General features: G+C 73.4%; 24 protein-coding genes, 3 pseudogenes and 1 riboswitch. Of the genes and pseudogenes, 14 read left to right on the top strand and 13 right to left on the bottom strand.

From position 1 onward, the window contains the following. Positions 1 to 3: 3 nt before the first annotated feature. Entirely contained in the window at positions 4 to 1,206 is a 1,203-nt protein-coding gene (locus LWP59_RS19630) for an amidohydrolase (protein WP_144638589.1), read from the bottom strand. Between the two features lie 61 nt (positions 1,207 to 1,267). Between LWP59_RS19630 and LWP59_RS19625 the strand changes: the two genes are divergently transcribed. Next, positions 1,268 to 2,734 carry an aminotransferase class I/II-fold pyridoxal phosphate-dependent enzyme gene (locus LWP59_RS19625; RefSeq protein WP_144638591.1) on the top strand — a complete coding sequence of 489 codons (1,467 nt, stop codon included), beginning with the start codon at positions 1,268 to 1,270 and terminating at the stop codon, positions 2,732 to 2,734. Here the strand turns inward: LWP59_RS19625 and atzF are convergent, their stop codons facing one another. From atzF to LWP59_RS19595, 6 genes are all read right to left on the bottom strand, one after another. Then, a complete protein-coding gene (gene atzF / locus LWP59_RS19620; protein ID WP_229857512.1) occupies positions 2,735 to 4,378 on the bottom strand; it encodes an allophanate hydrolase in 1,644 nt (547 codons plus the stop codon). Then, a complete protein-coding gene (locus LWP59_RS19615) occupies positions 4,375 to 6,414 on the bottom strand; it encodes a 5-oxoprolinase/urea amidolyase family protein (protein ID WP_144638593.1) in 2,040 nt (679 codons plus the stop codon). Before LWP59_RS19615 ends, atzF begins: the two co-directional genes overlap by 4 nt. After that, positions 6,411 to 7,064, bottom strand: a complete 654-nt coding sequence (locus LWP59_RS19610) for an urea amidolyase associated protein UAAP2 (RefSeq protein ID WP_222425534.1) — start codon at positions 7,062 to 7,064, stop codon at positions 6,411 to 6,413. The genes LWP59_RS19615 and LWP59_RS19610 overlap by 4 nt, the downstream gene beginning before the upstream one ends. Then, positions 7,061 to 7,762, bottom strand: a complete 702-nt coding sequence (locus tag LWP59_RS19605; protein WP_144638595.1) for an urea amidolyase associated protein UAAP1 — start codon at positions 7,760 to 7,762, stop codon at positions 7,061 to 7,063. Before LWP59_RS19605 ends, LWP59_RS19610 begins: the two co-directional genes overlap by 4 nt. Next, complete coding sequence (locus LWP59_RS19600) at positions 7,759 to 9,288, bottom strand: amino acid permease (RefSeq protein ID WP_144638597.1); 1,530 nt, start codon at positions 9,286 to 9,288, stop codon at positions 7,759 to 7,761. Before LWP59_RS19600 ends, LWP59_RS19605 begins: the two co-directional genes overlap by 4 nt. 52 nt (positions 9,289 to 9,340) lie before the next feature. Further along, positions 9,341 to 9,452, bottom strand: a riboswitch (guanidine-I (ykkC/yxkD leader). Positions 9,453 to 9,564: 112 nt separating this feature from the next. Continuing rightward, positions 9,565 to 10,173, bottom strand: a complete 609-nt coding sequence (locus LWP59_RS19595; RefSeq protein ID WP_144638599.1) for a hypothetical protein — start codon at positions 10,171 to 10,173, stop codon at positions 9,565 to 9,567. A 90-nt stretch (positions 10,174 to 10,263) separates the two neighbouring features. On the opposite strand from LWP59_RS19595, the gene LWP59_RS19590 reads away from it, so the two are divergent. Both LWP59_RS19590 and LWP59_RS19585 read left to right on the top strand, forming a co-directional pair. Then, a complete protein-coding gene (locus LWP59_RS19590; RefSeq protein ID WP_144638601.1) occupies positions 10,264 to 11,043 on the top strand; it encodes an ANTAR domain-containing protein in 780 nt (259 codons plus the stop codon). A gap of 194 nt (positions 11,044 to 11,237) precedes the next feature. After that, positions 11,238 to 12,431, top strand: a complete 1,194-nt coding sequence (locus tag LWP59_RS19585; protein ID WP_144638603.1) for a lytic transglycosylase domain-containing protein — start codon at positions 11,238 to 11,240, stop codon at positions 12,429 to 12,431. A gap of 6 nt (positions 12,432 to 12,437) precedes the next feature. Here the strand turns inward: LWP59_RS19585 and LWP59_RS19580 are convergent, their stop codons facing one another. Together LWP59_RS19580 and LWP59_RS19575 are read right to left on the bottom strand one after the other, a co-directional pair. Continuing rightward, on the bottom strand, positions 12,438 to 13,931 hold the full coding sequence (locus tag LWP59_RS19580; protein ID WP_144638605.1) for a CYTH and CHAD domain-containing protein: 1,494 nt from the start codon (positions 13,929 to 13,931) through the stop codon (positions 12,438 to 12,440). 116 nt (positions 13,932 to 14,047) lie between these two features. After that, on the bottom strand, positions 14,048 to 14,551 hold the full coding sequence (locus tag LWP59_RS19575; RefSeq protein ID WP_144638607.1) for a hypothetical protein: 504 nt from the start codon (positions 14,549 to 14,551) through the stop codon (positions 14,048 to 14,050). A 145-nt stretch (positions 14,552 to 14,696) separates the two neighbouring features. Here LWP59_RS19575 and LWP59_RS19570 point away from each other — a divergent pair, with 145 nt between their 5' ends. From LWP59_RS19570 to LWP59_RS19555, 5 genes are all read left to right on the top strand, one after another. Continuing rightward, positions 14,697 to 15,119 (top strand): DUF5709 domain-containing protein, encoded by a 423-nt coding sequence (locus LWP59_RS19570; RefSeq protein ID WP_144638609.1) that lies wholly within the window; start codon positions 14,697 to 14,699, stop codon positions 15,117 to 15,119. A 165-nt stretch (positions 15,120 to 15,284) separates the two neighbouring features. Then, the gene (locus tag LWP59_RS19565; RefSeq protein ID WP_144638611.1) at positions 15,285 to 15,647 is read left to right on the top strand and encodes an STAS domain-containing protein; all 363 of its coding nucleotides are present in this window, start codon (positions 15,285 to 15,287) and stop codon (positions 15,645 to 15,647) included. A 101-nt stretch (positions 15,648 to 15,748) separates the two neighbouring features. Then, entirely contained in the window at positions 15,749 to 15,925 is a 177-nt protein-coding gene (locus tag LWP59_RS19560; RefSeq protein ID WP_186383242.1) for an ATP-binding protein, read from the top strand. Further along, the gene (locus tag LWP59_RS40390) at positions 15,922 to 16,044 is read left to right on the top strand and encodes a hypothetical protein (RefSeq protein WP_267903764.1); all 123 of its coding nucleotides are present in this window, start codon (positions 15,922 to 15,924) and stop codon (positions 16,042 to 16,044) included. The genes LWP59_RS19560 and LWP59_RS40390 overlap by 4 nt, the downstream gene beginning before the upstream one ends. Positions 16,045 to 16,225: 181 nt before the next feature. Then, positions 16,226 to 17,872, top strand: coding sequence for a PP2C family protein-serine/threonine phosphatase (locus tag LWP59_RS19555; RefSeq protein WP_229857513.1), 1,647 nt, complete (start codon positions 16,226 to 16,228; stop codon positions 17,870 to 17,872). Between the two features lie 64 nt (positions 17,873 to 17,936). On the opposite strand, the gene LWP59_RS19550 is transcribed toward LWP59_RS19555, so the two are convergent. The 3 genes and pseudogenes from LWP59_RS19550 to LWP59_RS41080 form a co-directional block, all read right to left on the bottom strand. Continuing rightward, positions 17,937 to 18,575 (bottom strand): hypothetical protein, encoded by a 639-nt coding sequence (locus LWP59_RS19550; protein WP_144638615.1) that lies wholly within the window; start codon positions 18,573 to 18,575, stop codon positions 17,937 to 17,939. A 154-nt stretch (positions 18,576 to 18,729) separates the two neighbouring features. Next, positions 18,730 to 19,194: pseudogene (locus tag LWP59_RS19545) on the bottom strand (D-alanine--D-alanine ligase); the annotation flags it as partial. Between the two features lie 60 nt (positions 19,195 to 19,254). Then, positions 19,255 to 19,323 (bottom strand): annotated as a pseudogene (locus LWP59_RS41080) (hypothetical protein); the annotation flags it as partial. 414 nt (positions 19,324 to 19,737) lie between these two features. Between LWP59_RS41080 and LWP59_RS19540 the strand changes: the two are divergent. Then, positions 19,738 to 20,709, top strand: coding sequence for a magnesium transporter CorA family protein (locus LWP59_RS19540; RefSeq protein ID WP_144638617.1), 972 nt, complete (start codon positions 19,738 to 19,740; stop codon positions 20,707 to 20,709). Here LWP59_RS19540 and LWP59_RS19535 read toward each other — a convergent pair. Next, on the bottom strand, positions 20,604 to 21,416 hold the full coding sequence (locus LWP59_RS19535) for a CDP-alcohol phosphatidyltransferase family protein (protein ID WP_144638619.1): 813 nt from the start codon (positions 21,414 to 21,416) through the stop codon (positions 20,604 to 20,606). The genes LWP59_RS19540 and LWP59_RS19535 overlap by 106 nt on opposite strands. A 42-nt stretch (positions 21,417 to 21,458) precedes the next feature. Here LWP59_RS19535 and LWP59_RS19530 point away from each other — a divergent pair, with 42 nt between their 5' ends. The 5 genes and pseudogenes from LWP59_RS19530 to LWP59_RS19510 form a co-directional block, all read left to right on the top strand. Further along, on the top strand, positions 21,459 to 22,436 hold the full coding sequence (locus LWP59_RS19530) for a zinc-dependent alcohol dehydrogenase (protein ID WP_144638621.1): 978 nt from the start codon (positions 21,459 to 21,461) through the stop codon (positions 22,434 to 22,436). 1 nt (position 22,437) lies between these two features. After that, positions 22,438 to 22,836 carry a 6-pyruvoyl trahydropterin synthase family protein gene (locus LWP59_RS19525; RefSeq protein WP_144638623.1) on the top strand — a complete coding sequence of 133 codons (399 nt, stop codon included), beginning with the start codon at positions 22,438 to 22,440 and terminating at the stop codon, positions 22,834 to 22,836. Next, complete coding sequence (locus LWP59_RS19520; protein ID WP_144638625.1) at positions 22,833 to 23,861, top strand: glycosyltransferase family 4 protein; 1,029 nt, start codon at positions 22,833 to 22,835, stop codon at positions 23,859 to 23,861. Before LWP59_RS19525 ends, LWP59_RS19520 begins: the two co-directional genes overlap by 4 nt. Next, the gene (locus LWP59_RS19515; RefSeq protein WP_222425535.1) at positions 23,858 to 24,661 is read left to right on the top strand and encodes a class I SAM-dependent methyltransferase; all 804 of its coding nucleotides are present in this window, start codon (positions 23,858 to 23,860) and stop codon (positions 24,659 to 24,661) included. Before LWP59_RS19520 ends, LWP59_RS19515 begins: the two co-directional genes overlap by 4 nt. Next, a pseudogene (locus LWP59_RS19510) lies at positions 24,625 to 25,446 on the top strand (lysylphosphatidylglycerol synthase transmembrane domain-containing protein); the annotation flags it as partial. The gene LWP59_RS19515 and the pseudogene LWP59_RS19510, both read left to right, overlap by 37 nt. Positions 25,447 to 25,486 lie beyond the last annotated feature (40 nt).

Raw genomic sequence — 25,486 nt, 5'->3', positions numbered from 1 at the left:
GCGCTACCGCCGCGACACGCCCTGACCGGCCTCCGCCGCCGCCCGCCGGTGGAACTCCGCCCAGGCCGCCGCCACCGTATCCGCGCCGGTGAGCACGTCGACCGCCGTGCGTGCCAGAGCCTTCGTCGCGGCCGACAGCGCCGTGCGGGCCCGCTCGCTCACCGCCGCGGCGGCGAACTCCGGGGTGTGGTCGGACTGCTCGGGCCCGGTGATCGCGACGAACGGGTGGATCGCCGGCATCGCCGTGCTGAGGTCGCCGATGTCCGAGGAGCCGAGGAACACGCCCGGCTCGGGCTCGGTCATCGGCAGTCCCAGCTCACCGAGGTGCCGGGCGAACGCACCGGAGAGCACCTTGTTGTCGCGGAAGTGTGCGTAGCCCGCTCTCGGCCGCTCGACCTGGGCAGTGGTCCCGGTCGCCCGCGCGACCCCCGCGGCGACCTCACGCACCTGCCGCGCCAGCTCGTCGAGCGCGGGCGTCGTCAGCCCCCGCAGGCCGAACCGGCCCTCGGCGAGGTCCGGCACGATGTTCGTCGCCTTGCCGCCGGCGGTGATGATGCCCTGCACATGCGACCCGGCGGGCAACCGCCGCTGCAGTACCGACAGGACGTTGAACATCTCGATCAGCGCGGCCAGCGCGTCGACGCCTTCGGTCGGGTTGCCCGTCGGATGAGCCGCACGGCCGGCGAAGCGGACCGCCAGCTCGGTCTGCGCGGTCAGTGGTGCCCACGACCAGCTGTGCGTGCCCGGATGGAACATCAGCGCCGCGTCGACGCCCTCGAACACCCCGGCTTCGAGCTCGACGACCTTCCCACCGCCGCCCTCCTCGGCGGGCGTGCCGACGGCCAGCACCGTGCCGGGCACCTCGTCCAGGAGCGGCCGCACGGCCAGCGCGGCGCCCAGCCCCGCGGCGGCGATGAGGTTGTGCCCGCACGCGTGGCCGAGGCCGGGCAGCGCGTCGTATTCCAGCAGCAGCGCCACCCGGGGGCCCTCCGCGCCGGCCGTGCCGGTGAACGCCGTGGGCATGCCCGCGACACCGCGCTCCACGGCGAACCCGCCCGAGGCCAGCTCGTCCGACAGCAGCTTGGCGGCCCGGTGTTCCTCGAAGGCCTGCTCAGGGTCCCGGTGCAACGTGCCGGCGATGTCCCACAACCGGTCGGCGAGGCGGTCGACCTGCGCGTCCACGGCCCGGTACCAGTGCTCGCTCATGCCGTACGACTACCCCGGAGCAGGGGTTTCACCCGGTCGGCAGCAGGGCACTACTGAGGGTATGGATCACAGTCGCGCGCCGGTGCTGGAAGCGCTGCGGGAGTTCCGCGATAACGGCTTCGTCCCGTTCAACCCGCCGGGGCACAAGCAGGGCCGCGGGGCGGACCCGCGCGTACTCGACGTCGTCGGCGAGGACGTGTTCACCGCCGACGTCATCTCGGTGAACGGGCTGGACGACCGCCTCATGCGGCACGGGGTACTGGCGCAGGCGCAGGAGCTGATGGCCGACGCGGTCAGCGCGGAGCACACGTTCTTCTCCACCTGCGGCAGCTCGCTCTCGGTCAAGAGCGCGATGCTCGCGGTCGCCGGGCCGCACGAAAAGCTGCTGGTGGTGCGGCACGCGCACAAGTCGGTGATCTCGGGCCTCATCGTCAGCGGGGTCGCGCCGGTGTGGGTGGACCCGCGCTGGGACGCGGACCTGCACCTGAGCCACCCGCCGGGCCCGGACGAGGTGCGCGCGGCCTTCGAGCGGGAGCCCTGGGCCAAGGGCATGCTGCTGGTCACCCCGACCGACTACGGCACCTGCGGCGACATCGAGGCGATCGCGCGGGTGTGCCACGAGTTCGGCGTCCCGCTGATCGTCGACGAGGCGTGGGGCGCGCACCTGCCGTTCCACGCCGACCTGCCGCCGTGGGCGATGAACGCCGGCGCCGACCTGTGCGTGACCAGCGTGCACAAGATGGGCGCCGCGGTCGAGCAGAGCTCGGTGTTCCACCTGCAGGGCGACCGGGTGGACCCGGCCGTGCTCAAGGCGCGCGAGGACCTGCTCGGCACCACCAGCGCCACCTCGCTCGTCTACGCCACTTTGGACGGCTGGCGGCGCCAGATGGTCCAGCACGGCAAGCAGTTGCTCGACGCCGCGCTGTCGCTGGTGACGGGGGTGCGGGCCCGGGTCGACGGGCTGCCCGGGCTGCGCGTGCTGGGCGAGGAGTTCCTCGGCCCCGCGCTGGCGCGCTCGATCGACCCGCTCAAGGTGGTCGTCGACGTGTCCGGCCTCGGCATCAGCGGCTACCAGGCAGCGGACTGGTTGCGCGAGCACCGGCGGGTCACCGTCGGCCTGTCCGACCACCGGCGGATCGTCGCCCAGTTCACCCACGCCGACAGCGAGGAGACCGCCGCCGTCCTGGTGGACGCACTCGAGGCCTTGTGCGCGGCGAGCGGGAGCCTGCCCCGGCCGAAGCCGGTCGACCTGCCGTCGCCGGACGAGCTGCGCCTGCACACCGCGATGCTGCCGCGGGACGCCTTCTTCGGTCCGGCGGAACAGCTCGGCGCCGGCCAGGCGGCCGGCCGGGTCGCCGCGGAGATGCTCACCCCGTATCCGCCGGGCGCCCCGGCCGTCCTCCCGGGTGAGGTCATCACCCGGGAGGTGCTGGACTACCTGCGCTCGGGCCTGGCTGCGGGAATGTCCATTCCGGACGCCGCGGACCCGTCACTCGAGACTGTCCGCGTGGTGGCGCGCGGAGCCTGATCAGCGGCCCGCGAGGTATGCTCGCCAGCCGCCGTACGCGGTGATGTCGCGCGTGGAGTCGGCGCAGCCGGTGTCCGCGACGAACCCGAGGACGGTGCTTCCGTCGTCGAGGCCGAGCGGGCCCAGGTGCAGCGGCTCGGCGATGGTGGGCAGCAACGCGCCGAGCGCGGCCTGCGGCAGGTCCCACACCTCCACCTCGATCCCCGCCGCGGGCCCGTCGCCGGTGTGCAGCAGGCCGGGTCGCGGGAACGGACCGTCCACTGTGTACATCCGGTAGCCGGGCCCGGTGCGGCCGCGGCTGTGCAGGACGCCGCCGAGCCGGACGAGGTCCGCGTTCGCGGGCTGGCCCGTCAGGTGGGCACCGGCGACGGCGAGCAGGGTCCGCACCGGCGGAGGTTCCACCGGCTCACCGGTCCAGCGCGCGGCGAAGTCCAGCAACGGCCCGTCCGCGAACGCCGGGGCGAGCAGCTGCACCCCGAACGGCAGGCCGTCCGGGCGCTGCCCCGCAGGCACCGCCACCGCGCACAGGTCCAGCAGGTTCGCCATGTTCGTGAACGTGCCGAGGCGTGAGTTCGCTCCGACCGGGTCCGCCGCCACCTCGGCGAGCGTCGGATGCCCCGGGGTGACGGGCAGCAGCACCGCGTCGGCCCCGGCGAAGACCCGCTTGGCCACCGACCGCAACCGGGCGAGCTCGTGGAGCCCGCTGAACGCGTCCGCGCCGGAGAAGCGCCGCGCTCCCAGCACGATCTGCCGCACCGTCGGATCGACCTGCCGGCCCTCCTCCAGCAGGTGCCCGAAGACCGCGAGCCGCTCCGCGACGAACGCCGCTTCGTACAGCAGCCGTGCCGCCGCCAGGAACGGCCCGACGTCCACCCGCACCACCTGCCCGACCGCGGCGGCGTGCGCGAGCGCCGCCGTCCACGCCTGGGCGTGCTCCGGGTCCAGGTCCAGCGGTCCGTCCGGCACCGCGACCACCCGCATTCGTCGCGCGACACCCGCCGGCAGCAGTGCGGGCATCGGCCGTGCATACGGATCTTCCGCGTCGTGGGCGATCAGCGCGTCCAGCACGGGACGCGCGTCGGTGACCGTCCTGGTCAGCGTCGTGACGCAGTCCAGCGACGGGCACGCGGGCAGCACACCCCGCGTCGACACCAGTCCGCGCGACGGCTTCACGCCGACGAGGCCGTTGAACGCCGCCGGCACCCGTCCGCTGCCCGCGGTGTCGGTCCCGAGTGCGAACGGCACCACCCCGAGTGCCACCGCGACCGCGCTGCCGGAGCTGCTGCCGCCGCTGACATGCGCGACCGAGGCGGCACTGTGGCAGGTGCCGTAGGGGGAGCGGGTGCCGACCAGACCGGTCGCGAACTGGTCGAGGTTGGTCTTCCCGATCGGCACCGCCCCGTGCTCGTGCAGCCGTCGCACGGCGAAGGCCGATTCGCTCGCCGGGGTCGTGAGATCCGGGCACGCCGCCGTCGTCGGCACCCCGGCGACGTCGATGTTGTCCTTGACCGCGAACGGCACTCCGGCGAGCGGACCGTCCGAGGTGGACGGCTCGCGGACGCGGTCCTCGTCGAGGAGGGTGATGAACGCGGGTTGCCCGATCTCCCGCGCGGCCTTCAGCGCGGCCAGTGGATCGTTGTTCACCGGGTCTGCCACCTCTCCCGCTCGGCGTGGAAAGCCGCCTGCCGGCCGGCCCGGAACCGGGTGATCTCCTCCCGGTGCCGCGCCTCCAGCTCATCCACTTCGGACAGTGCGAACGTCGCGGGCGCGCAGGCGAGTGTCCGCCGGCCCGCCTTGACGTCCGCCCGCCGGTCCGCGAGCTCCTCGGCCGTGACGGGCACGAACCGCAGGCGGTCGAACTGGCGCAGCAGCCACGGCGGCTCCGCGGAGCCGGGCACGTGCCGCCACACCGGCACCGTCCGCCCGACCAGCTGGTACCCCCCGGGCCCCTCCATGCCGTAGACGCACAGGTACACCCCGCCGATGCCGACGGCGTTCTGCGGGGTCCAGGTGCGCGCCGGGTCGTACTTCGTGGTGACCAGCCGGTGCCGCGGATCGATCGGCAACGCGACCGGCGCCCCGAGGTAGACGTCGCCGAGCCCGATGACCAGGTACGTCGCCTCCTGGACGAGCCGGAACACGTCGTCCCGTTCCGGCAGGTCGTTGATGCGCCGGATGAACTCGACGTTGTCCGGGCACCACGGCGCGTCCGGGCGTACCGAGCGGGCGTACCGGGTCATCGCCTCGTGCGCGGCGGGATGGTCGAACGCGATCGGCAGGGTCACCTCGCGCACGTCCAGCGTCACCCCCGCCGGGTCCGGCACCTGCGCGGCCAGCTCGCCGAGCAGCCCGGCGAGCCGGGGGAGGGGCAGCCGGTCCGGGTCGACCCGCACCAGCAGCGAACGCACCCCCTCGACCAGTTCCTCGACCCCGGCGGTGGCGGCGGCCCGCAGGGCCCGCGCCAGCAGGTGGATCCACACCCGGACCCGCAGGTCCAGCACCGCGGGGCCGGCCTCGACGAGCAGATGGTGGTCCCCGGCACGGCGGATCACCAGCGCGGGCGCGGGACCCGCGGCCGGCCGTTCGAGCAGCAAGCCGTGCTCCCGCAACAACTCCGGCCGCGCTGCGGGCGGCACCGGCGCGGTGGCGGGCAGTCCGGCCAAGGTCCGCTCGAACTCCGCGGCGACCGCGGCCCGCGGATCGGCGAGCAGGGCCGAGCGCCGCGTGTTGGCGGTCTCGGCGTCCTCCGGTGACACCAGCACCAGCCGGATCGCGTCGCCGGGGCGGGCCTGCGCGAAGATCCAGCGGTCGGCCCGGATCACGGTGAACGGCACCACGAACCCCCCGAGGCTCGGGCCGTCCGGGCCGACGACGACCGGCGTGTCCCCGGACAGCATGATCCCGCCGACCGGATAGGCGCTGTCGTGGATGTTGGACGGGTGCAGCCCGGCCTCGCCACCGTCCTGCCGGGCCCACCGCGGTGCCGGGCCGGCGAGGCGCACACCGGTGCGGTCGGCGCGGTGGTCGACCGTCCAGGCGGCGGCGAGGAGTTCGGCCGCGCCTTCGGGCGTGAGATGCTCCGGAGCGCCGTGCGGGCCCGCCAGCACGCGCACCGTCCAGTTCGTCTTCATCGGCGGCAGCAGCGCGGTCACGTCCACGGGCGCGGCCAGGTTCTCCGTGCGGCCGACGACGAGCTCGTCCCCGGCGGTCAGCGCCCGGCCGCCGAAGCCACCGAACCCGCCGAGCAGGAACGTCGTCCGGCTGCCGAACACCTCCGGCACGACGAGACCACCGCCGACGGCGAGGTACGCCCGCATCCCGGGACCACCGCACCGGCCGATGTCCACAATGGATCCAGGCAGGACCGAGGTGACCATCCCGGGCCGCAGCGGACGACCGTCCACAGTGGCCTCCGGTGCCGCGCCCGTGAGGCATACGGTGGTCCGGCGGTCGAACCGCAGCACCGGGCCGGTGACCACGGCCTCCAGTCCCGCGGCGGCCGGCGGGTTGCCGACGGCGAGGTTGGCGAGCGCGAACGACAGGTCGTCCCAGGCGCCCGAAGGAGGCACGCCGACGTCCCACATGCCGCCGCGTCCGGCGAGGTCCTGCACGGTCGTCTGGGTGCCCGGGGCCAGCACGGCCATGGTCGCGGTGGCCTGCCGGGCGTCCATCGTGGTCATGCGCGCCACCACCCGAGCAGCCGGACCGGCGTGGGGTCCCAGCCGTTGCAGGGGTTGTTCAGCTGCGGGCAGTTGCTGATCAGCACGTACAGGTCGCGCTCGGCGCGCACCTCGACGTACTTGCCCGGCCCGGACAGGCCGTCTTCGAAGCTCAGCCCGCCGTCCGCGGTCAGCGGCACGTTCATGAAGAAGTTGATGTTGTGCCCGAGGTCGCGGGCGCCGATCCCCACCTCGGCGCCGTAGCGCAGGAACGTCTCCCGGCACGCGTGCTGGTGCCGGGTGTGCTCGCCGTAGCGGACCACATTGGACTCCTGCGCGCACGCCCCGCCGAGGGTGTCGTGCCGCCCGCAGGTGTCCGCGGTGATGGTGGCGAGCACGTCGAGGTTCACCGACAACAGCCGCGAGCCCGCGGTGAGGTACGCCGCGCCCTGTTCGCGCACGGTGTCCATCGCGCTGTACCGGTTGCCGACGTCGGCCGCGTCGTAGAACAGCGTGTCGACGGCCTGGTTCCCGTGCAGGTCCACGATGCGGAGGCTGCCGCCGGCCGGGATGACGCCGAGATGGCCGTCCCCGTCGGCCACCGTCACGTCCAGCACGGCCGTCGCCGGGTCGAGCTCGCTCTCCCGGACGGGCAGGATCGTCCCGGTCATGCCAGCACCTCCCGGGCGGCTCGCAGAGCACGTGCGCTCTCGTCGCGGAACGTCCACGACGGGTCGTCGGCACCGGGTACGGCCGTGGCCCGGACCTCGGCGAGCACGGCGGGAGGCGTCCATTGTGGATCGAGTGGATGCGGGGACGTGGACAGCACGACGAGGACGTCCTGTTCGGCGCGCAAGGTGACCCAGTCGCCCGCCGACGCGTGGCCCGGCATGAACGTGAGGGTGCCATCGCCGGAGGTGGCGACCTTCGCGAAGAAGTTGACGCAGGCGTGCAGGTCGGCCGGGCCGCGGCCGTGTTTGCGCAGCTCGCCGAGCAGGCCCGCGCGGGCGGAGCGGCGCCAGGCGTTGCGCTCGGCGTGGTAGCTCGACGGGCCGAGCCTTTCCAGCTGCGCGTCGCAGGAATGGCCGCACAACGCGTCGTGCCAGTCCAGCGACGACCCGGTGACCGAGCACAGCGCGGTACCCCGGTCGGACATCAGCACCATCGGCGCGTGCACCCGCGCGCTCATCTGCGCCTTGAGGGTGTCCGGCACGTTGAGCCGGTCGACGGGGTGGTGCGCCGCGTACAGCAGCGTGGAGCAGTTGGCGCCCGCCTCGAGCGCGGTGAGCCGCAGCTCGCGTCCGGCCCGCACCAGGACCGACCACGCGGCGCCGCCGGGGATCTCGTGGGACAGCAGCACCTCGCTCATTCCGCACCCTCCAGGGCCAGCGCGGGAGTCTCGGCCGGGCGGCGCGCCTGTACGGCGTACGCCAGCGCGCCGACCAGCAGCGTGCCGATGAGGAACAACGGGGCGAACCACTGCAGGTAGCGGTTGCCGCCCGCCGGGTCGAAGACCTCGGCCCGCGGCCAGCCCAGGTTCACCGCCATGAGCGCACCCCAGACGACCGCGAGCCCGTTCACCACGACGCCCCAGCGGCCCAGGCTGAACAGGTTCCCCGCCGGCCGCACGCCGCCCCGCAGCCGCCGGACGAGCAGCGGCAGCGTCACCATCAGGTAGGCCAGGTACAGCAGCATGATGCACACGCTCGCGAGCGTGGTGAACAACGCGGCGTTGCCCACGTTCACCAGCAGCAACGCGGCCGCGAGCACGGCGACCAACGCGGACGCCCGCACCGGCGTGCCGGTGCGCGAGTTGACCGCCGACAGCCCGCGCGCGAACGGCAGCACCCGGTCGCGCGCCATGGAGAACACCATCCGGGTCGCCGAGGTCTGGATCGCCAGCGTGCACACCGACACCGCGATCGCGACGTCGACCAGGAACACCCGGCCCAGTGTGTCGCCGAGCCTGCTGGTCAGCACGTAGGGCAGGCCGCGGGCCGGATCGCCGAGGCTGCCGTCGGTCACGCTGGCGGCGGCCATCAGGGTCGCCAGCAGCATCAGCGCGCCGCCCAGCCCGGACACCAGGACGGCACGCAGGATCGTCCGCGGCGTGGTCCGGCGCGGATCCCGCGTCTCCTCCGACAGCTCGCCCGCGCTGTCGAACCCGACCAGCACGTAGGCGGCCATCAGCCCGGACACCGCGAACGCCCACAGGTAGCCGTGCCCGGCCAGGCCCTCGGTCCGCAGCACGATGCCCGGACCGCGCTCGGCGTGCGAGAACAGGGCGACGCACAGCAGCGCCACCCCCACCAGCTCACACGTCACGCCGACGCTGTTGACCACCGACATCAGGCGCACGCCGATCGCGTTGACGGCCGTGGTGACCGCGAGCAGCAGCACGCCCAGCACCACCGCGTTCGCCGCGCCGGACGTGCTGGTGAGCGAGGTGTCGCCCCGCACGAGCTGGAAGCCCGACCACACCGGCGGCAGCACTACCTGCAGCGCGATCGCCGCGCCCGCGAGCGTCACCACCTGCGCGACCATCATCAGCCAGCCCGCGGTCCAGCCCCATCCGCGCCCGCCGAGCCTGCTGGCCCATTGGTAGATCGCCCCGGAGATCGGGTAGCGGGCGGCGAGCTCGGCGAAGCACAGCGCGACGAGCAGCTGGCCGGCCAGCACGATCGGCCAGGTCCAGAAGAACGCCGGGCCGCCGAAGGAGAAGCCGAAGAAGAACAGCTGGAACACGGTCGTCAGGATCGAGACGAACGAGAACCCCGCGGCGAACGACCCGTAGCCGCCGATCCTGCGCCGCAGCTGCTGGCCGTAGCCGAACGCGGACAGCTCGCCCGCGTCCTGGCCGGCCTCGGTTCGGGGATGCGCTGGTGTCACGGTCATGTCCACCTCCGGATCAGGTCCCGGACCACGCAGGCAGCCCGGGGCCGTGATGGCCTCCCGGGCTTTTCTCCCGCCGTGGAACGGTGCCGTCTGCCGAGCGGACCGCCTGCGTCTCTCGGACCAGGCCCACCGTTCGCGGTGGCGGAACCCTAGACGCGCCCCGCACTGGTGCGGGTCGTCAACAGTGCACCGTCCCGCCGTGTCACCGCCGGGTCCTCGAGGTGAACGCGGTGTATCCGGCGCCGCATGCGAGGCGCCGATCGCGTGATCTGCCGTTCACACGCCCGCGGAGTGCAGCCCCAGCCGCTCCAGCTCCCAGCGGGCGAGCTTGGCCAGCACCTCGGGATCGCGCTCGCGCCAGCCGGTCGCGATGTCGCCCACGGCGGCGAGCCGGGGCAGCCGCTGGGTGGTCAGGGCGCGCAGCGCCAGCAGGTCCTGCCCGGCCGCACCGAGGCCGCGCAGCCGGGCGCCCGCGGTGGCCCGGCGGGTGAACCGCCACCGCAGCGGCAGCCACGTCACGAGCAGGAAGAGCACCGGCACCGCGATGAGCACCGCCGCGATCCAGAACGCGAGGCTCCCGACCGCCTCGACCTGCCAGTGCCCGGCGTCGGCGAGCTTCGTGCCCGCGTCGGAGCCGGTGTGCAGGGCGCCGGCGAGCGCCTTGCCGATCAGCGGGACGTCGTCGGCGTTGTCCGCCGCCGAGTCGAACGTGTGGGTCAGGCCCTGGCCGGCGTCGACGAGCCCGTCGCCGGGTGCCCGCAGCTTCATCACCTGCCCGTGCGCCGTGAGGCCCAGCCAGACCGCGAACGCGGTGAGCAGGAGCGCGAACAGGTCGCTGACCGCCTGGGCGGTGCGGCGGACGGGACGTTCGGCGTAGACCTTCATGCGGGGACCCTTTCGGCCGTGCGGGGACGCGGGGCAACCTACCGCCGCACCACGGGCCGGCGCCGTCGGCCGGTCGGGCAGAATGGTCCGGTGACCAGCGAGCAGGAATGGACCGCGGACCGCACCCGGTTCGCCCGCGACGGGCAGGGCGACCTGGCGTGGGAGGGCCCGCTCGCCCGGCAGTTCGACGCGCTCGGCGAGCTGCTGCTGACCGGTATCACGGTCGCCGAGGTCCTCGACCGGGTCGTGGGGGCGGCGAAGGCGCTGGTTTCGCCCGCCGACATGGTGAGCGTGACGTTGCGTGCCCCGTCCGGCATCTACACGACGCCGGTGCGCACGGACAAGCTGGCCGACGAGCTCGACCAACTGCAGTACACCCACGACGAGGGCCCGTGCGTCGAGGCCACCCGCACCCCGGGCGCGGCCGTCGTCGAGGTGCCGGACCTCACCGCGAACTCCCCGTGGTCCCGGTGGGGCCCGGCGGCGACGAGGGCCGGTGTGCACAGCGTGTTCGCGGTGGGGTTGTTTCCCACCAACGCGCCGCCCAGGCTGGGCGCGCTCAACTTCTACGCCTTCCGGCCGTATGGGCTCGACGGCATCGACCGTCAGCTGGCGATCCTGCTGGCCGGCTACGCGGCGACCGCGCTGACCGCCACCGAGGCGGTCACGGCGGCGGAGCTGGAGGCCGCGCAGCTGCGCGAGGCGCTGCGCTCGCGGGACGTGATCGGCCAGGCGAAGGGCATCCTGATGCAGCGCCAGGGCATCGGCGCCGACGAGGCGTTCGACATCCTGCGCCGCACCTCCCAGGATCTCAACGTCAAGCTGGCCGAGGTAGCGGCGATGCTGGTGCGGCGGCGCAACGAGATCTGAGGCCCGGCGCCGCCGTCGGGTTTCCCGTCCGCCTGTTCCGTTCGGACCACCTCGAGGCCACTTTCGTACGAAAGTAGTGCGCGGGGCCGGAAACGCCACCCGGTGCAACCGGTTCCGTGTGCCCGGCCGCGGCTATATCATCGGCCACGCCGGGGGCGTGGCGCTTCCGGTGGAGGACGAGCCTGGGAGCGTGCATGCGACGTGAGGACCGCCGGACCGCCGAGCGGCAGAGCCGGAGATCCCAGGCGCACCGCGCTAAAGCCGGCGCGCTGGCGGTGGCGTCGCTGGCACTGGTCCCGCTCCTGTCCAGCGGCGGCGTCCCACTCGGACTGACGTCCACTGTGGACACCCACGCCGTCGGCGCGGACGGGCGGGCGCCCGAGCAGCCCGCGCTGAGCCCGGGACTGCTCGCCGCCGCGGGCAGCCCGATGATGCTGGCCCAGCAGCTGCCCTCGTTCGACGACGTGCCCATCACGCCGCTCGGGGCGCCGGTGGTCGGCGCGCTCGGCATCCCCGAGTCCGCGCTACGGGCCTATCACCGCGCCGAGCAGGAGGTGGCCCGGTTCGCGCCGAACTGCCACGTCAGCTGGTCGTTGCTGGCCTCCATCGGGCGGATCGAGTCGAACCACGCGCGCGGCGGCAGGGTCGACGCACACGGCACCACGCTCGCGCCGATCCTCGGCCCGATCCTCGACGGCGCCGGCGTCGCCGCGATCCCGGACACCGACGGCGGCGCCTACGACGGCGACACCCGGTGGGACCGCGCGGTCGGGCCGATGCAGTTCATCCCGGGCACCTGGCACCACTACGCGTCCGACGGCAACGGCGACGGCGTGGCCGACCCGGACAACCTCTACGACGCCTCCCTCGCGGCAGGGAAGTTCCTGTGCGCGGGCGGCGCGGACCTGCGTGACCCGCAGCAGCGCGCGCAGGCGGTGTTCCGCTACAACCAGTCGGACTCCTACGTCCGCACCGTCCTGCTGTGGGCCGACGCGTACGCCGGCGGCGCGAACTCGGTGCCCGACGGCCAGCTGCCCGCCGGTCCCGTCGACGGGTCCGCGGGCCTGCCCGGCCCGGCCGTCGAAGCGCCGCCGGCGCCGGTGCTCGCGGCGGCCGGCACGCCCGCGCCTCCGACGAGTCCGCCGCCGTCGGGCGGCACGTCGACGACGAGCACGACCTCATTGCCCCGCTTCACCCCGCCGAGCAGGACCAGCACGACATCAGCCACCACGACGACGACGCCGACCACCACGACGAGCGGAACGCCGACCTCGCCGACCTGCCCGACGACCCCACCGTCCACATCGGACACGACGACGACCACGGCGACCCCGCCCGCCACCACGACGACCACGCCGTCGACGACCCCGCCGCCGGCCTGCGGCTGAGCACGGTCAGGGCGGGGAGACCTCGCGCCACTGCTCGGTGAACCGCTGGTGCAACGCGGCGGCCCGGCCGAGCTCACGGTCGTAGAGCACGCCATAGCTGAAGGCGCCCGGTGTGCCGCCCAGGTCACGCAGGACCTCCCGCGCCACCACCGAATCGTGGTGCCCGCCGAGCGTCCGCTGCACGGCCTTGACCGACTGCTGCCACCGGCGCAGTCCCTTGCCCGCCACCGGTTCCACCGCCTCGGCGCCGTAGCGCGCCCGCTTGGCCTTCTTCCGCACCTCGTGCAGCCCCGCGTCGAGATCCGGGCCGGGCTCCAGCTCGCCCAGCCGCTCGACGGCCCGGCTCAGCTTCCGGTGCGCCCGCTCGATCGCCCGGCCCAGCTCGGCCTTCGCCGGCTCCGCCGCCCTGGCGGTCAGCGGTGGCTCGGCCAGCAGCTGTTCCAGGGAGCCGATCAACGCGGCGTACCGGCCGCCCTTGAGTGCTTCACGCGCCCGCGCCCTCGCCTCGGTGGCCTGCTGCTCGAAGTGCGCGTCGAGCCGTGCCGCGGCGTCGCCGACGAGGGCTTCGGCGGGTAGTCCGGCCAGCCGCTCCGCCAGGTACGCGTGCAGCACTTCGGTGTCCCGCGCCGGGGACAGCTCCCCGGCGGCCCACTTCAGCTCGGCCGACACCCCGCGCGTGGCCGCCCGATCGAGCACGTGCCGGAAGACCGTGAGGGCGCTGCGCATCCGCCGCATCGCGACCCGCAGCTGGTGCACGGAGTCCTCGTCGTCGCGCCGGACGCCCAGATCGTGCTCCCGCACGGCCGCCAGCTGCCCGCGCAGATAGGCCACGACCACGTCACCGGCGTTCGACCGGCGGCCGGGCGCCTCCTCGTCGGACGGCACGCGATCGCCGAGCAGCCGCCGCAGCTTCGACGGCCAGTGCCCGGGCCGCGCGCCCGCCGCCACCAGCGCGTCGCCGAGCGTGCCGAGCAGTGCGGGATCGGCCGAGGGCGCCAGCTCGACCTCCAGCTCGCGCCAGCCGTCCAGGTGCAGCACGTCGCCGGCCGTCTCGCCGGAGACCTGGTCGTCGGTCAGCGTGGCGAGCACCGCGCCTTCGGCGTTCACGAGGTCGTGGCTGCGGCGCACGGTCTTGAGGTGCACGACCGGCGCCAGCTCCTCGCCGCCGAGCACGGACTCGACCAGCTCCCGCAACCCCTCCGGCACCGTGTCCGTGCCGCTGTCGAGGGGGAGATGGACCTCTTCGCGGGCCTCGTCGGCCACCGGCCGTTTGAGATGCCAGCCCTCGTCCCCGCCGCCGGTGCGCCGCCGCAGGGTGGTCCTCGCCCGCGCGAGCCGGTAGCCCGGCGTGTCGAAGTAGGTCGCGTGCAGCGTCGTCTCGACCGGTTCTCGTTGTGCGGCAACGGGTCCCACGCCGTCCAGCCGGGGGACGGGCTGGTCGGCGTCGAGGTCGAACTTCCGTTCCCGCTCCACCACGGTCATGGGTGTGGGGGAGTTCATGGTACTGACTGCCCATGAACTCGCAAGTCAAAACCCTTGTGCGGGAACGGAGAGCGGATTTTCCGGCAACGCGGCCGGGAACCCCCGCCCGATGTCGGAGGTTCCCGGCCCGCGGCTCAGGACCGTGACTGCTTGACGGTGTTGATGTACTGGTTCGACGTGCCGAGGTAGGCGAAGACGAGGCCCACCACCGCCAGCAGAAGGCTCAGGTAGCCGACGATCGTGCCGCCGCGGCCGGCCGCCAGCGAGACCACCTGCAGCACGGTCAGCACGGTGAGCGTGATCCGCGCCCAGTTGCGCCCGGCCCGCAGCTTGAACGCCAGCCACAGGTAGACGAGCGCGAACAGCAGTGCGATCACGACGGCGACGATCAGTGCGACCTGGGCCGCGCTCTGGATCTGGTCCTCGGTCAGCCCCGAGGTGTTGGCCCGGCGCAGCTGGTCGGCGATCTGGTCCTTGGTGCCCAGCAGCAGCAGCGCCGAGACGATGCCGATCACCGTCGACACCACGTAGCAGTAGAACGCGACGTTGATCGTCGTGGGTACCGGGGGCTTGCTCGGCTGGGAGACGTCTCCCGGGCCGCTGGGGTAGGCCTCGTAAGGTCCTGGTGAGTCGGTCATGCCGGGAAACCTAGAGCACCGTGTCCGGCCGCGCTGGGCAATTTCGCGGTCGCGCGAAATCGTTATTCTTTCCGCGCGATCCCCCGCCCCGGGTGCCCTCGTGTCGTAGGCTTTGCCGGCTGGGCGCGCACGAGGGAGCAGGACCATGGCCGACTGGCCGGATGACAACGATGACGACGTTTTCGAGCAGCTCGACGGCGCCGACACACTCGAGTACGGGCGCCCCGAGGACCCGCTCGACGAGGGCTACACCGCCGCCGAGCGTCCCTGGGCCGCCGCCGGCTGGGGGACCACCCCCCGCGAGGAGGAGGCCGGGGAAGGCCTCGGCCGGCGGCTGGGGCGCGAGCTGCCCGACGGCCGCCAGGACGACGGGGACGGCCTCGGCGACTCCGGCGACACCGACGGCGAGCTGATCGACGACGAGGTCGGCGACCTGCGTGCCGGCCGCCTCGTCGCGGGCGACGGCGGCGACAACGAGCTGTGGGCGACCGACATCGGCGTCGACGGCGCGGGCGCCTCCGCCGAGGAGGCCGCGATCCACCTCGTCCCCGAATCCGACGAGCGCTGAACGAACCGCGGGCGTGTGTCCACAGTAGACGTCCACTGTGGACACTGGTGGCAGGCCGCCGCGCGACCCGGCGGGCCGGGCGGCCTCCCCGGCGGTAATCGCCCCGGGCGGCGTGCCCGGTCCGCCCGGTTAGCTTCTCCGGCCGGGGCCGGGCATGATGTCCCCATGACAGCCGAAGACCGCATCCCCGAGGAGAACGGGACCGTCATCGCGGAGCCCGCGGGGGACGCGGTGGTCCTGCGGGTGACGGGGGAGCTGGACCTGGCCACCGCCCCCAAACTGCAGCGGAAGGTCGACGGCGCCCTGCGCGAGGGACCGCCCGCGGTGCTCGTGATCGACCTCAGTGGGGTGACCTTCCTGGCCTCGGCCGGGATGGCGGTGCTGGTCGCGGCCCACCGCGGGAGCGGCGAGCGCACCCGGGTCCGGGTGGTGGCCGCCAGCAGGGTGACCCTGCGGCCGCTGGAGCTGACGAAGCTGACCACCGAGCTGGCTGTGTACCCGACGACCGAGCAGGCCATGGCGGGCTGACCCGTGGCCACGCGGCCCGAGGGCAGGAGAAAGGACGACGCGATCACCGTGGGACGGCGCCGCGCGCTTTCCGGCACTCCGGCACTCCGGAGCTGCGTGCCGTGCTGCCCGCGCTCGCGGCGAACGCGAGCGATCTGCGGCACCGGCTCGACGAGTGGGCGGTCACGGCCGGGCTGGCTCCCGAGCTGGTCGAGGTGATGAGCCTGGCGGTCTACGAGGCCATGGCCAACGCAGTCGAGCACGCCTACCGCACCGCGAGCCCGGCACGCTGCGGATGAACGCGGTGCTGGCGAACGGGCCGGGACAGCCCGGCCGCGTCGCGGTCACCGTCGAGGACGACGGCCGGTGGCGCACCCCCGACTCCGACGGCGGCCTGCGTGGCCGCGGCATCCGCTGATGGAGGCACTCGCGGGCGTGGTCGACATCGAGTCGACGCCCCAGGGCACCCGGGTCCGGATGAGCTGGCCGCTGGACGCCTTCCCCGCGGTGGACGGCACGTTCTAGCCGTCACCGGTGCCTGGGCGTTCCCGCCCGGTGCCGGTTAGGCTGTCTTCCTGCATTCCGGAAGGAGGCCACCGGTGCCTGACCGTCTGGCTTCGTTCGGCCTGCCGGCGGCGATGCGGCTCGCGGCCACCGTCCGCCGCGCCACCCGGGACACACCGGATCCCGCCGGCGCGATCGCGCAGGAGATCCACGGCTGGTTCACCCGCGAGCTGGCCGGAGTGCGGGTGTTCGTGGCGGGCGAGCTCGCCGGCCTGGCGGGCGAACCGGATGCGGCGGCCGAAGCGCACTCCTTCGGCGGAGCCCTCGACGGCGACAAGACCTACCGGGTCGCGCTGCACGCGTCGGCCGAGGTGCCCGCGGACGCCGCGGGCGACTTCGCGGTGGTCGCCGCGGCGGTCCGCGCGGCGCTGACCGGCGAGGACGGGGTGGCGGCGGTCGAGGACGCGGCCGCCGCGCGGGCCGAGGAGCTGGAACGGGTCGTCGAGCGGCTGCGCGCCGAAGCGGTCGTGGTCGACACTCTGCACGCCGTCGGCCGCCGGCTCACCGCGCAGCTCGAGCTCGACGTACTGGTGCAGGAAGCCACGGACGCGGCCACCCGGGTCACCGGCGCCGCGTTCGGCGCCTTCTTCTACAACCTGATCAACGAGTACGGCGAGTCCTACACGCTCTACACGCTTTCCGGGGTGCCGCGCTCGGCATTCTCCAGCTTTCCCATGCCCCGCAACACACAGGTCTTCGCGCCGACGTTCGACGGGGTCGGCACGGTCCGCAGCGGCGACATCACCCGCGACCCCCGCTACGGCCACAACGCCCCACACTACGGGATGCCGGAGGGGCACCTGCCGGTGCGCAGCTACCTCGCGGTGCCGGTGATCGCGCCGTCCACCGGCGAGGTGCTCGGCGGGTTCTTCTTCGGCCACGACGAGCCGGGCCGGTTCGACGAGCGCGGGGAGTACCTGGCGGAGGGCATCGCGGGCTACACCGCGATCGCGCTGGACAACGCGCGGTTCTTCGCGCGGGAGCGGACGATGGCCAGTGAGCTGGCGCGCAGCATGGTGCCGAAGGCGCCGGCGATCGACGGGATGCGGATCGTCTCGCGCTACCAGCCCGCGTCCACCGGGTCGAAGGTCGGCGGCGACTGGTTCGACGTGATCGAGCTGGGGCAGGGGCGGACCGCGTTCGTCATCGGCGACGTCGTGGGCCATGGCGTGACAGCCGCGGCGATCATGGGCCAGGTGCGCACCGCGATCCGCTCGTGTGCGCTGCTGGAGCTGTCGCCGTCGGAGGTGCTGCACACCGTGTCGCAGCTCGTCGGGGCGACACCCGAGGCGTCGTTCGTGACCTGCCTCTACGCGGTGCACGACCGGGCCGACGACACGCTCACCTACGCCAACGCCGGGCACCTTCCCGCGGTGCTGCTCGCCGGGGACGGGACGACCGAGGAGATCGGCGAGGCGCTCGCGATGCCGCTCGGCGTCGGCACCGAGTTCCCGCAGGAGAAGTGCGGCTTCGCGCCCGGCATGCGGCTCGTGCTCTACACCGACGGCCTCATCGAGAGCCACACCCGCGATCTGACCGAGGGTATGACGATCCTGCTGGACAAGCTGAACGCCCTGGCCGCGAGCGCCGACGTCGAGGCCACCTGCGACGAGCTGATCCGCAGCCTGACCGGCAGCCGCCACGACGACGACGTGGCCCTGCTGTACGTCCACTACGAATGACGCGCGGGCGACGATCGGGCGCGGGCGCGGACTGGCGGCCGACTGCCACCACCGGCAGCTGGACTCAGCCGGCGGCGGCAGCCTTGCCCAGGCGCGCTTTCACGTCCGTCAGCGGCTCCCGTGGCTTCGGCTTGGCCTCCGGCTCCCGTGGCTTGGCCTCCGCGAGCGGCTCGCGCGGCTTCGGCGTGGTCTTCTCCTCCAGGCGGTCGGTGACGCGATCGACCGTCTCGCCGATCTTGACCAGCTGGGTGAGCAAGTCGTTGCGGGTGTCCCGCAGCTTCGCGACCTCGCTCTCGGCGCGCGCGATCATCCGCCGGGACTCCTCGGCGGAGGCCTTCGCGGCCTGCTCGCGGAAGCGCCGCGCCTGGTCGGCCTCGCGCTCCACGTCCGCCCGCAGCTGGGCGACGTCGTGCTCGGCCAGCTCGCGGATCTCCCGCGCCTCCGACTCGGCCAGTGCCACTATCCGCTCGACCCGCGCACCGATGTTGCCCGAACCAGGCAGCTCGATCGGCACCGCCGGGTCGGCGCCCAGCTCGGCCAGCCGCTGCTCGGCGTCGGCCAGCGCGGCGGCCTGGCGTTCGGCCCTGACCCGCACGGCCCGCACGTACTCGTCGACCTCCTGCCTGCGGTAGCCCCACAGGGTGGCCGTGAAGTCGGTGGTCGTGCTGCCGGTGTCCTCGTCCGAAGGCGTGCTCTCTGCCATGCCTCGATCCTGGGCGGCAGTGCTGCGCACTGCAAACCGGATCGGCTGGTTTCCGCGCCAACCGCCCGTTCGGCTGAAATCCGCGTCCGGGGTTGCGCTCAGCGCTCCAGTGTCCACAGGGGAGCGGCGCGGCCACCCGCCGATCGGCATGCCAGAGCGCGGTCTCGACGAGCGCGTCGATCAGCTTCGGGTAGCTCAGCCCGGTCGCGCCCCACATCGCGGGGTACTGCGAATGGCTGGTGAAGCCCGGAAACGTGTTCACCTCGTTGACGACGAGCCCGCCGTCGTCGGAGAGGAAGGAGTCCACCCGCAACAGTCCCAGGCAGTCCAGCGCCCGGAAGGCACGCACGGCCTGGTCCCCGAGCCTGGCCTCGACGAGCGGGTCCATCGACGCGGGCACGTCGAGCACCGTCGCCGCGTCGGCGTACTCGGCGTCGTAGTCGAAGAAGGCCTCGCCGGTGAGGATCTCCAGCGGCGGGCTGACCCGCAGCTCACCGCCGGGCTCCTCCAGGACGCCGATGTCGATCTCGCGGCCGGACACCGCGGCCTCGACGAGCACCTTCCCGTCGCTGCGCCGGGCTTCTTCGAGCGCGGCGGGCAGCCGCGTCCAATCGTCCACCCGGGACACTCGCTCCACCAGCCCGGCCCAGTCCCCGGCGACGAATCCGTTGCGGTGCAATCCGGTGTCTGCCTTCAGATGCACGGACGGCACCAGCCCGGGGGAGACGACCGCGGCGAGGTGGTCCACAGAGGACACCGAGACGTCGACGTCCGCGGCGACGGCCTCGCGCAGGTCCGCGTCGTGCGGGTGGATCGCGCCACCGCTCAGTGCCGCCTGCGCGGTCGCGACCGCGCCGTGGCCGAACCGTCGGCCTTGACCACGGCCATCACCCCGGCCGTGGTGCTCGCGGCGCACACGGCGGTATTGTGCGCGATGGCACCGAGGTCCATCGTCGCCTCGGCCATCACGTCGTGCTGCACATCGCCGAGAGTCATGCCCGGTCGGCGGTGACGGCAAGGAAAGCCGTCGAAGCCTGTCTGTCCGGGATCAGGTGGGAAGCAAACGGGCAGAGTTCGCCGACCGGACCGAACCGGCACCGCCGGGACACGTCCGCAGTCACCGTTGCCGGACGTGCGCCGGCCGGGCCTACCCTTGACACTCATGGCCCGCACACGCGCGTACCGCAACGGGGTCCTCGAGGCCGAGGACTTCCCGCCGGAAGAGCTCTCGGAGTACCTGCGCGACACGAGCGTGACCGTGTGGTACGACCTGTGCGCGCCGACGGAACAGGATCTCGCCGTGGTGAGCCAGGAGCTGGGCCTGCACCGGCTGGCGGTCGAGGACGCGGTCTCCGAGCACCAGCGCTCCAAGCTGGACCGGTACGACACCCACTCGTTCCTCACCGCCTACGCGGTCGAGCTGGACCAGGAGTCCGGGGTCCTCGCGAGCGCCGAAATCGACGCGTTCGTGACGGAACGTGCACTGGTGACGGTCCGCAAGTCCGATCACTTCGACATCGAAGCGGTCGTCGCGCGCTGGGACTCCGCCGCCGAGCTGGCCAAGAGCGGCGTCGCGTTCCTGCTGCACGGCCTGCTCGACTACGTCGTCGACGGCTACTTCGAGTCGGTGCAGTCGCTCGACGACCAGATCGAGGCGCTCGAGGACCTGGTGTTCGCCGACCGGGTGGACCACAAGGACATGCAGCGCCGCTCACTGCACCTGCGCAAGAGCCTGGTGAAGCTGCGGCGGGTGGTGCTGCCGATGCGCGAGGTCGTGAACTCGCTGATGCGCCACGACCTCGGGCTCGTCGACGAGACCATGGCGCCGTACTTCCAGGACGTCTACGACCACGTGCTGCGCGCGTCGGAGTGGACGGAGTCCCTGCGCGACCTGGTCACCACGATCCGCGAGACCCAGCTGACGATCCAGGGCAACCGGCTCAACGTGATCATGAAGAAGCTGACCGGCTGGGCGGCGATCATCGCGGTGCCCACCGCGATCACCGGCTTCTACGGGCAGAACGTGCCCTATCCCGGGTATTCGCAGTGGTCGGGCTTCATCGCGTCCACGGTCGCGATCGTCGTCATCGCCGGCGCGCTGTACGTGCTGTTCAAACGGCGCGACTGGCTCTGATCGCGGTGGCGCCACAGCCGGTGCACGTCCCGGCCGAATGACCAGGTCAGCAGCGCCAGTGCGGTACCGGTGAGCACGACGGCGGCGAGGGCGGGGAGCACTCCGGCGCCGGCGACGACGAGCGCGATGCCCTGTGCCGCGGCGACCGTCTTGCGGGCGAGGCTCGGCGGCAGCGCCCCGCGCAGCCACGGCAGCGCCCACGCCGCCGCGACGAAGCCGTAGCGCATCGCGCCGATCGCCAGCACCCACGCGCCCTGGGTGAGCGCGAGCTGGACGCTGAGCGTGAGGATCAGGAACGCGTCGACCTCCATGTCGAACCGCGCACCCAGCGCCGAGACCGTGCCGGTGCGCCGCGCCACCTGCCCGTCCACCGCGTCGAGCGCGAGCGCGACCGAGGCCAGCGTGACGAACAGCGCGGGGGGCTGCGTGCCGAGCCGGTCGGCGACCAGCGCGGCGACCCCGCCGACGAGCACCGCCCTGGCGAGGGTGACAAGGTCGGCGGGGCCGAGCGCGTGCGACCGCGAGCGGTGCAGCGCCGAGGTGAGCAGCGCCCACAGCGTGGCCGCGAACACCGAGCCGGCGAGCCAGCCGGCGGGGCCGAGCCCGGCCGCGGTGGTGAGCACGGCCAGCAGCAGGAGCTGGGCACTCACCGCGGCGGTCAGCTCCTGCGCCGGCCCGGCCGTGCTGTACTGAGCTCGTGTGATCATCGTGCCCCTTGTGCGTGCCCGAAGTTCTTCTGGAGGTCGTGGATGACACGAGACGGACAGGCGTTCTGGTTCAAACCCCCCCACGGCGGGGAGATCCGGGCGCTCACCCTCGGTGCCCCCGGGCCCGGGGAGGTGCTGGTCCGCACGCTGTTCTCCGGGGTGAGCCGGGGTACCGAGGCGCTGGTGTTCCGGGGCGGCGTGCCACCCAACCAGTACGAGATCATGCGGGCGCCGTTCCAGGAGGGCGAGTTCCCCGGGCCGGTGAAGTACGGCTACCTCAACGTCGGCGTCGTGGAGGAGGGGCCTGACGAACTGGCCGGGCGGACCGTGTTCTGCCTCTACCCGCACCAGACCCGGTACGTCGTGCCCGCGGATGCCGTGACCGTCGTGCCCGGCTCGGTGCCGCCCGAACGGGCAATCCTCGCCGGCACGATCGAGACGGCCGTGAACGCCTTGTGGGACGCCGCGCCGCTCGTCGGCGACCGCATCGCCGTGGTCGGGGCAGGCATGGTGGGCTCCAGCGTCGCCGGCGTGCTCGCCGGGTTTCCCGGTGCGCGGGTGCAGCTGGTCGACCAGGACCCGGAGCGGGCGAAGATCGCGGAGGCGTTCGGGATCGAGTTCGCCTCGCCGCAGGAGGCGGCGGGGGAGTGCGACCTCGTCGTGCACGCCAGCGCCAGCGAGGCGGGTCTCGCGCGGTCGCTGGAGCTGCTGGGCACCGAGGGCGAGGTGATCGAGCTGAGCTGGTACGGCGACCGGAAGGTCAGCGTGCCGCTGGGGGAGTTCTTCCATTCGCGGCGGCTGGCGGTGCGCAGCAGCCAGGTGGGAGCGGTCTCGCCCGCGCGGCGCGCCCGGCGGACCTATCGCGACCGGCTCGCTCTGGCCCTCGACCTCCTGTCCGATCCGGCCTTCGACGTCCTGATCACCGGGGAAAGCCGGTTCGCCGAGCTGCCCGAGGTGCTGCCGCGGCTCGCCGGGGGCGAGCTTCCGGCGTTGTGCCACCGGATTGTCTACGGTTCGTGACATGTTCAGCATCACCGTCCGCGACCACATCATGGTCGCCCACAGCTTCCGCGGCGAGGTCTTCGGCCCGGCACAGCGCCTGCACGGCGCCACCTTCGTGGTGGACGCGACGTTCCGCCGCGCCGAGCTCGACGCCGACAACATCGTCGTCGACATCGGACTGGCCACCACCGAGCTGGGCGCGGTGCTCGCCGCCCTCAACTACCGCAACCTCGACGACGAGCCCGCGTTCGAGGGCGTCAACACCTCGACCGAGTTCCTCGCCAAGCACATCGCCGACACGCTCGCCGAGCGGGTGCACGCCGGGGCACTCGGCGAGGGTGCGCGCGGCCTCGCCGGGATCGCCGTGACGCTGCACGAGTCCCACGTCGCCTCCGCGGGCTACGAGCGCGAACTGTGACAGCGGTGCACGTCGTGCTGCCCGGCGACGTCGACGACGTGACCGTCCCCAGTGGCGGCAACGTCTACGACCGCCGCCTGTGCGAAGGGCTGCCCGGCGTGCACGAGACAGCGCTTTCCGAGTCGTGGCCACGCCCGGCGAGCACCGCCGGGCTGGCCGCGGCGCTGGCTGCGATCCCCGACGGCGGCGTGGTGCTGCTCGACGGGATAGTCGCTTGTGGAGTGCCGGAAGTCGTGGTGCCCCAGGCACAGCGGCTCCGGCTCGCCGTTCTGGTGCATCTTCCGCTCGCCGACGAGACGGGTCTCACGCCCGCGGACGCGGCCGACCTGGACACGCGGGAACGCGAGACGCTGCGCGCTGCGCACGTCGTCGTCGCGACGAGCCCGTGGGCGGCGCGGCGGCTCGCCGCACACCACGGGCTCGCCCCGGAAAAGGTGCACGTCGTCCCGCCCGGCACCGATCCCGCCCCGCTCGTGCCCGGGACCGACGGCGTCTCGCAGCTGCTCTGCGTCGCGTCGGTGACTCCGCGCAAGGGCCAGGACCTGCTCGTCGAAGCCCTCGCGGCCGTCGAGGAGCCGTGGCGGTGCACCTTCGCCGGGCCGTTGCGCCGGGAGCCGGGCTTCGTCGCGCGCGTGCGGGAGCTGGTCGAGCGGCACGGCCTGGGCGACCGGATCGACCTCGCCGGCCCGCTGACCGGCGCCGCGCTCGACGACGCCTACGCGGCCGCCGATCTCGTGATCCTGCCCTCGCTGGCCGAGACCTACGGCATGGTCGTGACGGAGGCGCTCGCGCGCGGCGTCCCCGTATTGGCCACCGACGTCGCCGGGATCGCGGAAACCCTTGGTGTGGCGGGAATGACGGTACCGCCGGGCGATGCGGCCGCGTTGGCACGGGGCCTGCGGGACTGGTTCGGCGACCCGGGGCGGCGGCGGGCGCTTCGCGACGCGGCGCGCGTTCGCCGTGGCATGCTGGCGCCGTGGATCGAGACATCCCGCCGGATGGCGGCGGTGCTGGCACGGCTGTGACGCCGGAGTTCAGCCCGGACTGGCTGGCACTGCGGGAAAAGGCCGACACGAGAGCGCGTGCCGCGGAACTGCTCGAGCCGTTGCGTGCGGCGCTCCCCGAAGGACCGCTGGTCGTGCACGACCTGGGCTGTGGCACGGGGTCGATGGGCCGCTGGCTGGTGCCGTTGCTGCCGCGGCCGCAGCGCTGGGTCCTGCACGACCGCGACCCGCGGCTGCTCGCCCGCGCGGAGGCGGGCATCCCAGCCCCGGCCGAGACCCGCGCCGGTGATCTGACGGCGTTGACCGCGGACGACCTGGCGGGCGCCTCGCTCGTCACCGCCTCGGCGCTGCTCGACCTGCTGACGGCGGAAGAGGTCGACGGGCTCGCGCAGGCGTGCACCGGTGCGGGCTGCCCGGCGCTGCTGACCCTTTCGGTCGCGGGCGAGGTCGAGTTCAGCCGGCCCGATCCGCTCGACCCGCGGTTCTCCGACGCCTTCAACGAGCATCAGCGGCGGCTCAGCGGTGGCCGGAAGCTGCTGGGCCCGGACGCGGTGCAGACCACGGTCGAGGCTTTCGTCCGGCGCGGCGCCGTCGTGCACAGCCGGCGCAGCCCGTGGCGGCTGGGTCCGGGTGAACTTTTGCGGCAGTGGCTTCGTGGTTGGGTAGAGGCGGCGTGCGAGCAGCGACCGGAGCTGCTGCCCCACGCCGCGGACTACCAGCGTCGCCGGTTCGACAGCGAGGTCGCGATCGGCCACGTCGACCTGCTCGCGATCGGTGGTGCGCCTTGCTCAACAGACTCTGGCCCTGGCTCAGGCTCCTGATCTCCGCCGCCATCCTCGGCGTCCTGGTCTGGCGGCTCGGCACCGGCGCCTTCCTCGACGGCCTGCGGGTGATCGACGGGCGGTCGCTCGCGGCCGCGCTCGCCATCGGCCTGCTGACCACGGTGGCCGGCGCCTGGCGGTGGTGTCTCGTCGCCCGCAGTCTCGGGTTGCCGCTGAAGCTGGGCGAGGCGGTGGGGGACTACTACCGCGCCCTGCTGCTCAACGCCGTGCTCCCCGCGGGCGTGCTCGGCGACGTGCACCGCGCGGTCAGCCACGGCCAGCAGTCCGGCGACCTCGGGCGCGGCGTCCGGGCGGTGTTCCTCGAACGGTTCGCGGGACAGCTGGTGCTCATCGCGGTCGCCGTCGTGGTGCTGCTGGCGGACCCCGGTTTGGCCGGCGTGCTGGTGCCCGGCCGCGGGGTCGTCCTCGGAGTGGCCGGCGTGCTCGTCGCGGTGGCCGCGCTCGCGTGCTGGGCGAGGTGGGGCCACGGCGCCGCGCCGATCCGCCGCCGGATCGTCACCACGTTCGCCGACGCGCGCCTCGGGCTGCTCGGCCGCGCGACCTTACCGGGCATCACGCTGCTCTCGGCGCTGACGGTCGTGGGACACGTGACTATGTACGTGGTCGCCATCCGGGCCGCGGGGGTGACGGCACCCGTCGCCCAGCTCGTCCCGCTGATCGTGCTGACGCTGCTGGTGATGGGACTGCCGGTGAACATCGGCGGGTACGGCCCGCGCGAGGCGTTCGCGGCCGTCGCCTTCGGTGCGGCTGGCCTCGGCGCGGCCCAGGGCGTCACCGCCGCGGTGGTGTACGGGGTGCTGGCGC

This window comes from Amycolatopsis acidiphila (assembly GCF_021391495.1).
In the GTDB taxonomy this organism is placed as follows: domain Bacteria; phylum Actinomycetota; class Actinomycetes; order Mycobacteriales; family Pseudonocardiaceae; genus Amycolatopsis_E; species Amycolatopsis_E acidiphila.
The sequence above is the reverse complement of the archived record's forward strand: the minus strand, read 5'-3'. Positions and strand labels throughout refer to the sequence as shown.

Coding starts and splice junctions, on each gene's coding strand:
- LWP59_RS19605 (WP_144638595.1), bottom strand. CDS start 7,762: ATGAGCGAGGTGCTGCTGTCCCACGAGATCCCCGGCGGCGCCGCGTGG.
- LWP59_RS19540 (WP_144638617.1), top strand. CDS start 19,738: ATGGCCCGCACACGCGCGTACCGCAACGGGGTCCTCGAGGCCGAGGAC.
- LWP59_RS19615 (WP_144638593.1), bottom strand. CDS start 6,414: ATGACCACGATGGACGCCCGGCAGGCCACCGCGACCATGGCCGTGCTG.
- LWP59_RS19575 (WP_144638607.1), bottom strand. CDS start 14,551: ATGACCGACTCACCAGGACCTTACGAGGCCTACCCCAGCGGCCCGGGA.
- LWP59_RS19630 (WP_144638589.1), bottom strand. CDS start 1,206: ATGAGCGAGCACTGGTACCGGGCCGTGGACGCGCAGGTCGACCGCCTC.
- LWP59_RS19550 (WP_144638615.1), bottom strand. CDS start 18,575: ATGGCAGAGAGCACGCCTTCGGACGAGGACACCGGCAGCACGACCACC.
- LWP59_RS40390 (WP_267903764.1), top strand. CDS start 15,922: ATGAACGCGGTGCTGGCGAACGGGCCGGGACAGCCCGGCCGCGTCGCG.
- LWP59_RS19565 (WP_144638611.1), top strand. CDS start 15,285: ATGACAGCCGAAGACCGCATCCCCGAGGAGAACGGGACCGTCATCGCG.
- LWP59_RS19530 (WP_144638621.1), top strand. CDS start 21,459: ATGACACGAGACGGACAGGCGTTCTGGTTCAAACCCCCCCACGGCGGG.
- LWP59_RS19525 (WP_144638623.1), top strand. CDS start 22,438: ATGTTCAGCATCACCGTCCGCGACCACATCATGGTCGCCCACAGCTTC.
- LWP59_RS19535 (WP_144638619.1), bottom strand. CDS start 21,416: ATGATCACACGAGCTCAGTACAGCACGGCCGGGCCGGCGCAGGAGCTG.
- LWP59_RS19585 (WP_144638603.1), top strand. CDS start 11,238: ATGCGACGTGAGGACCGCCGGACCGCCGAGCGGCAGAGCCGGAGATCC.
- LWP59_RS19595 (WP_144638599.1), bottom strand. CDS start 10,173: ATGAAGGTCTACGCCGAACGTCCCGTCCGCCGCACCGCCCAGGCGGTC.
- LWP59_RS19610 (WP_222425534.1), bottom strand. CDS start 7,064: ATGACCGGGACGATCCTGCCCGTCCGGGAGAGCGAGCTCGACCCGGCG.
- LWP59_RS19600 (WP_144638597.1), bottom strand. CDS start 9,288: ATGACCGTGACACCAGCGCATCCCCGAACCGAGGCCGGCCAGGACGCG.
- LWP59_RS19570 (WP_144638609.1), top strand. CDS start 14,697: ATGGCCGACTGGCCGGATGACAACGATGACGACGTTTTCGAGCAGCTC.
- LWP59_RS19580 (WP_144638605.1), bottom strand. CDS start 13,931: ATGAACTCCCCCACACCCATGACCGTGGTGGAGCGGGAACGGAAGTTC.
- LWP59_RS19625 (WP_144638591.1), top strand. CDS start 1,268: ATGGATCACAGTCGCGCGCCGGTGCTGGAAGCGCTGCGGGAGTTCCGC.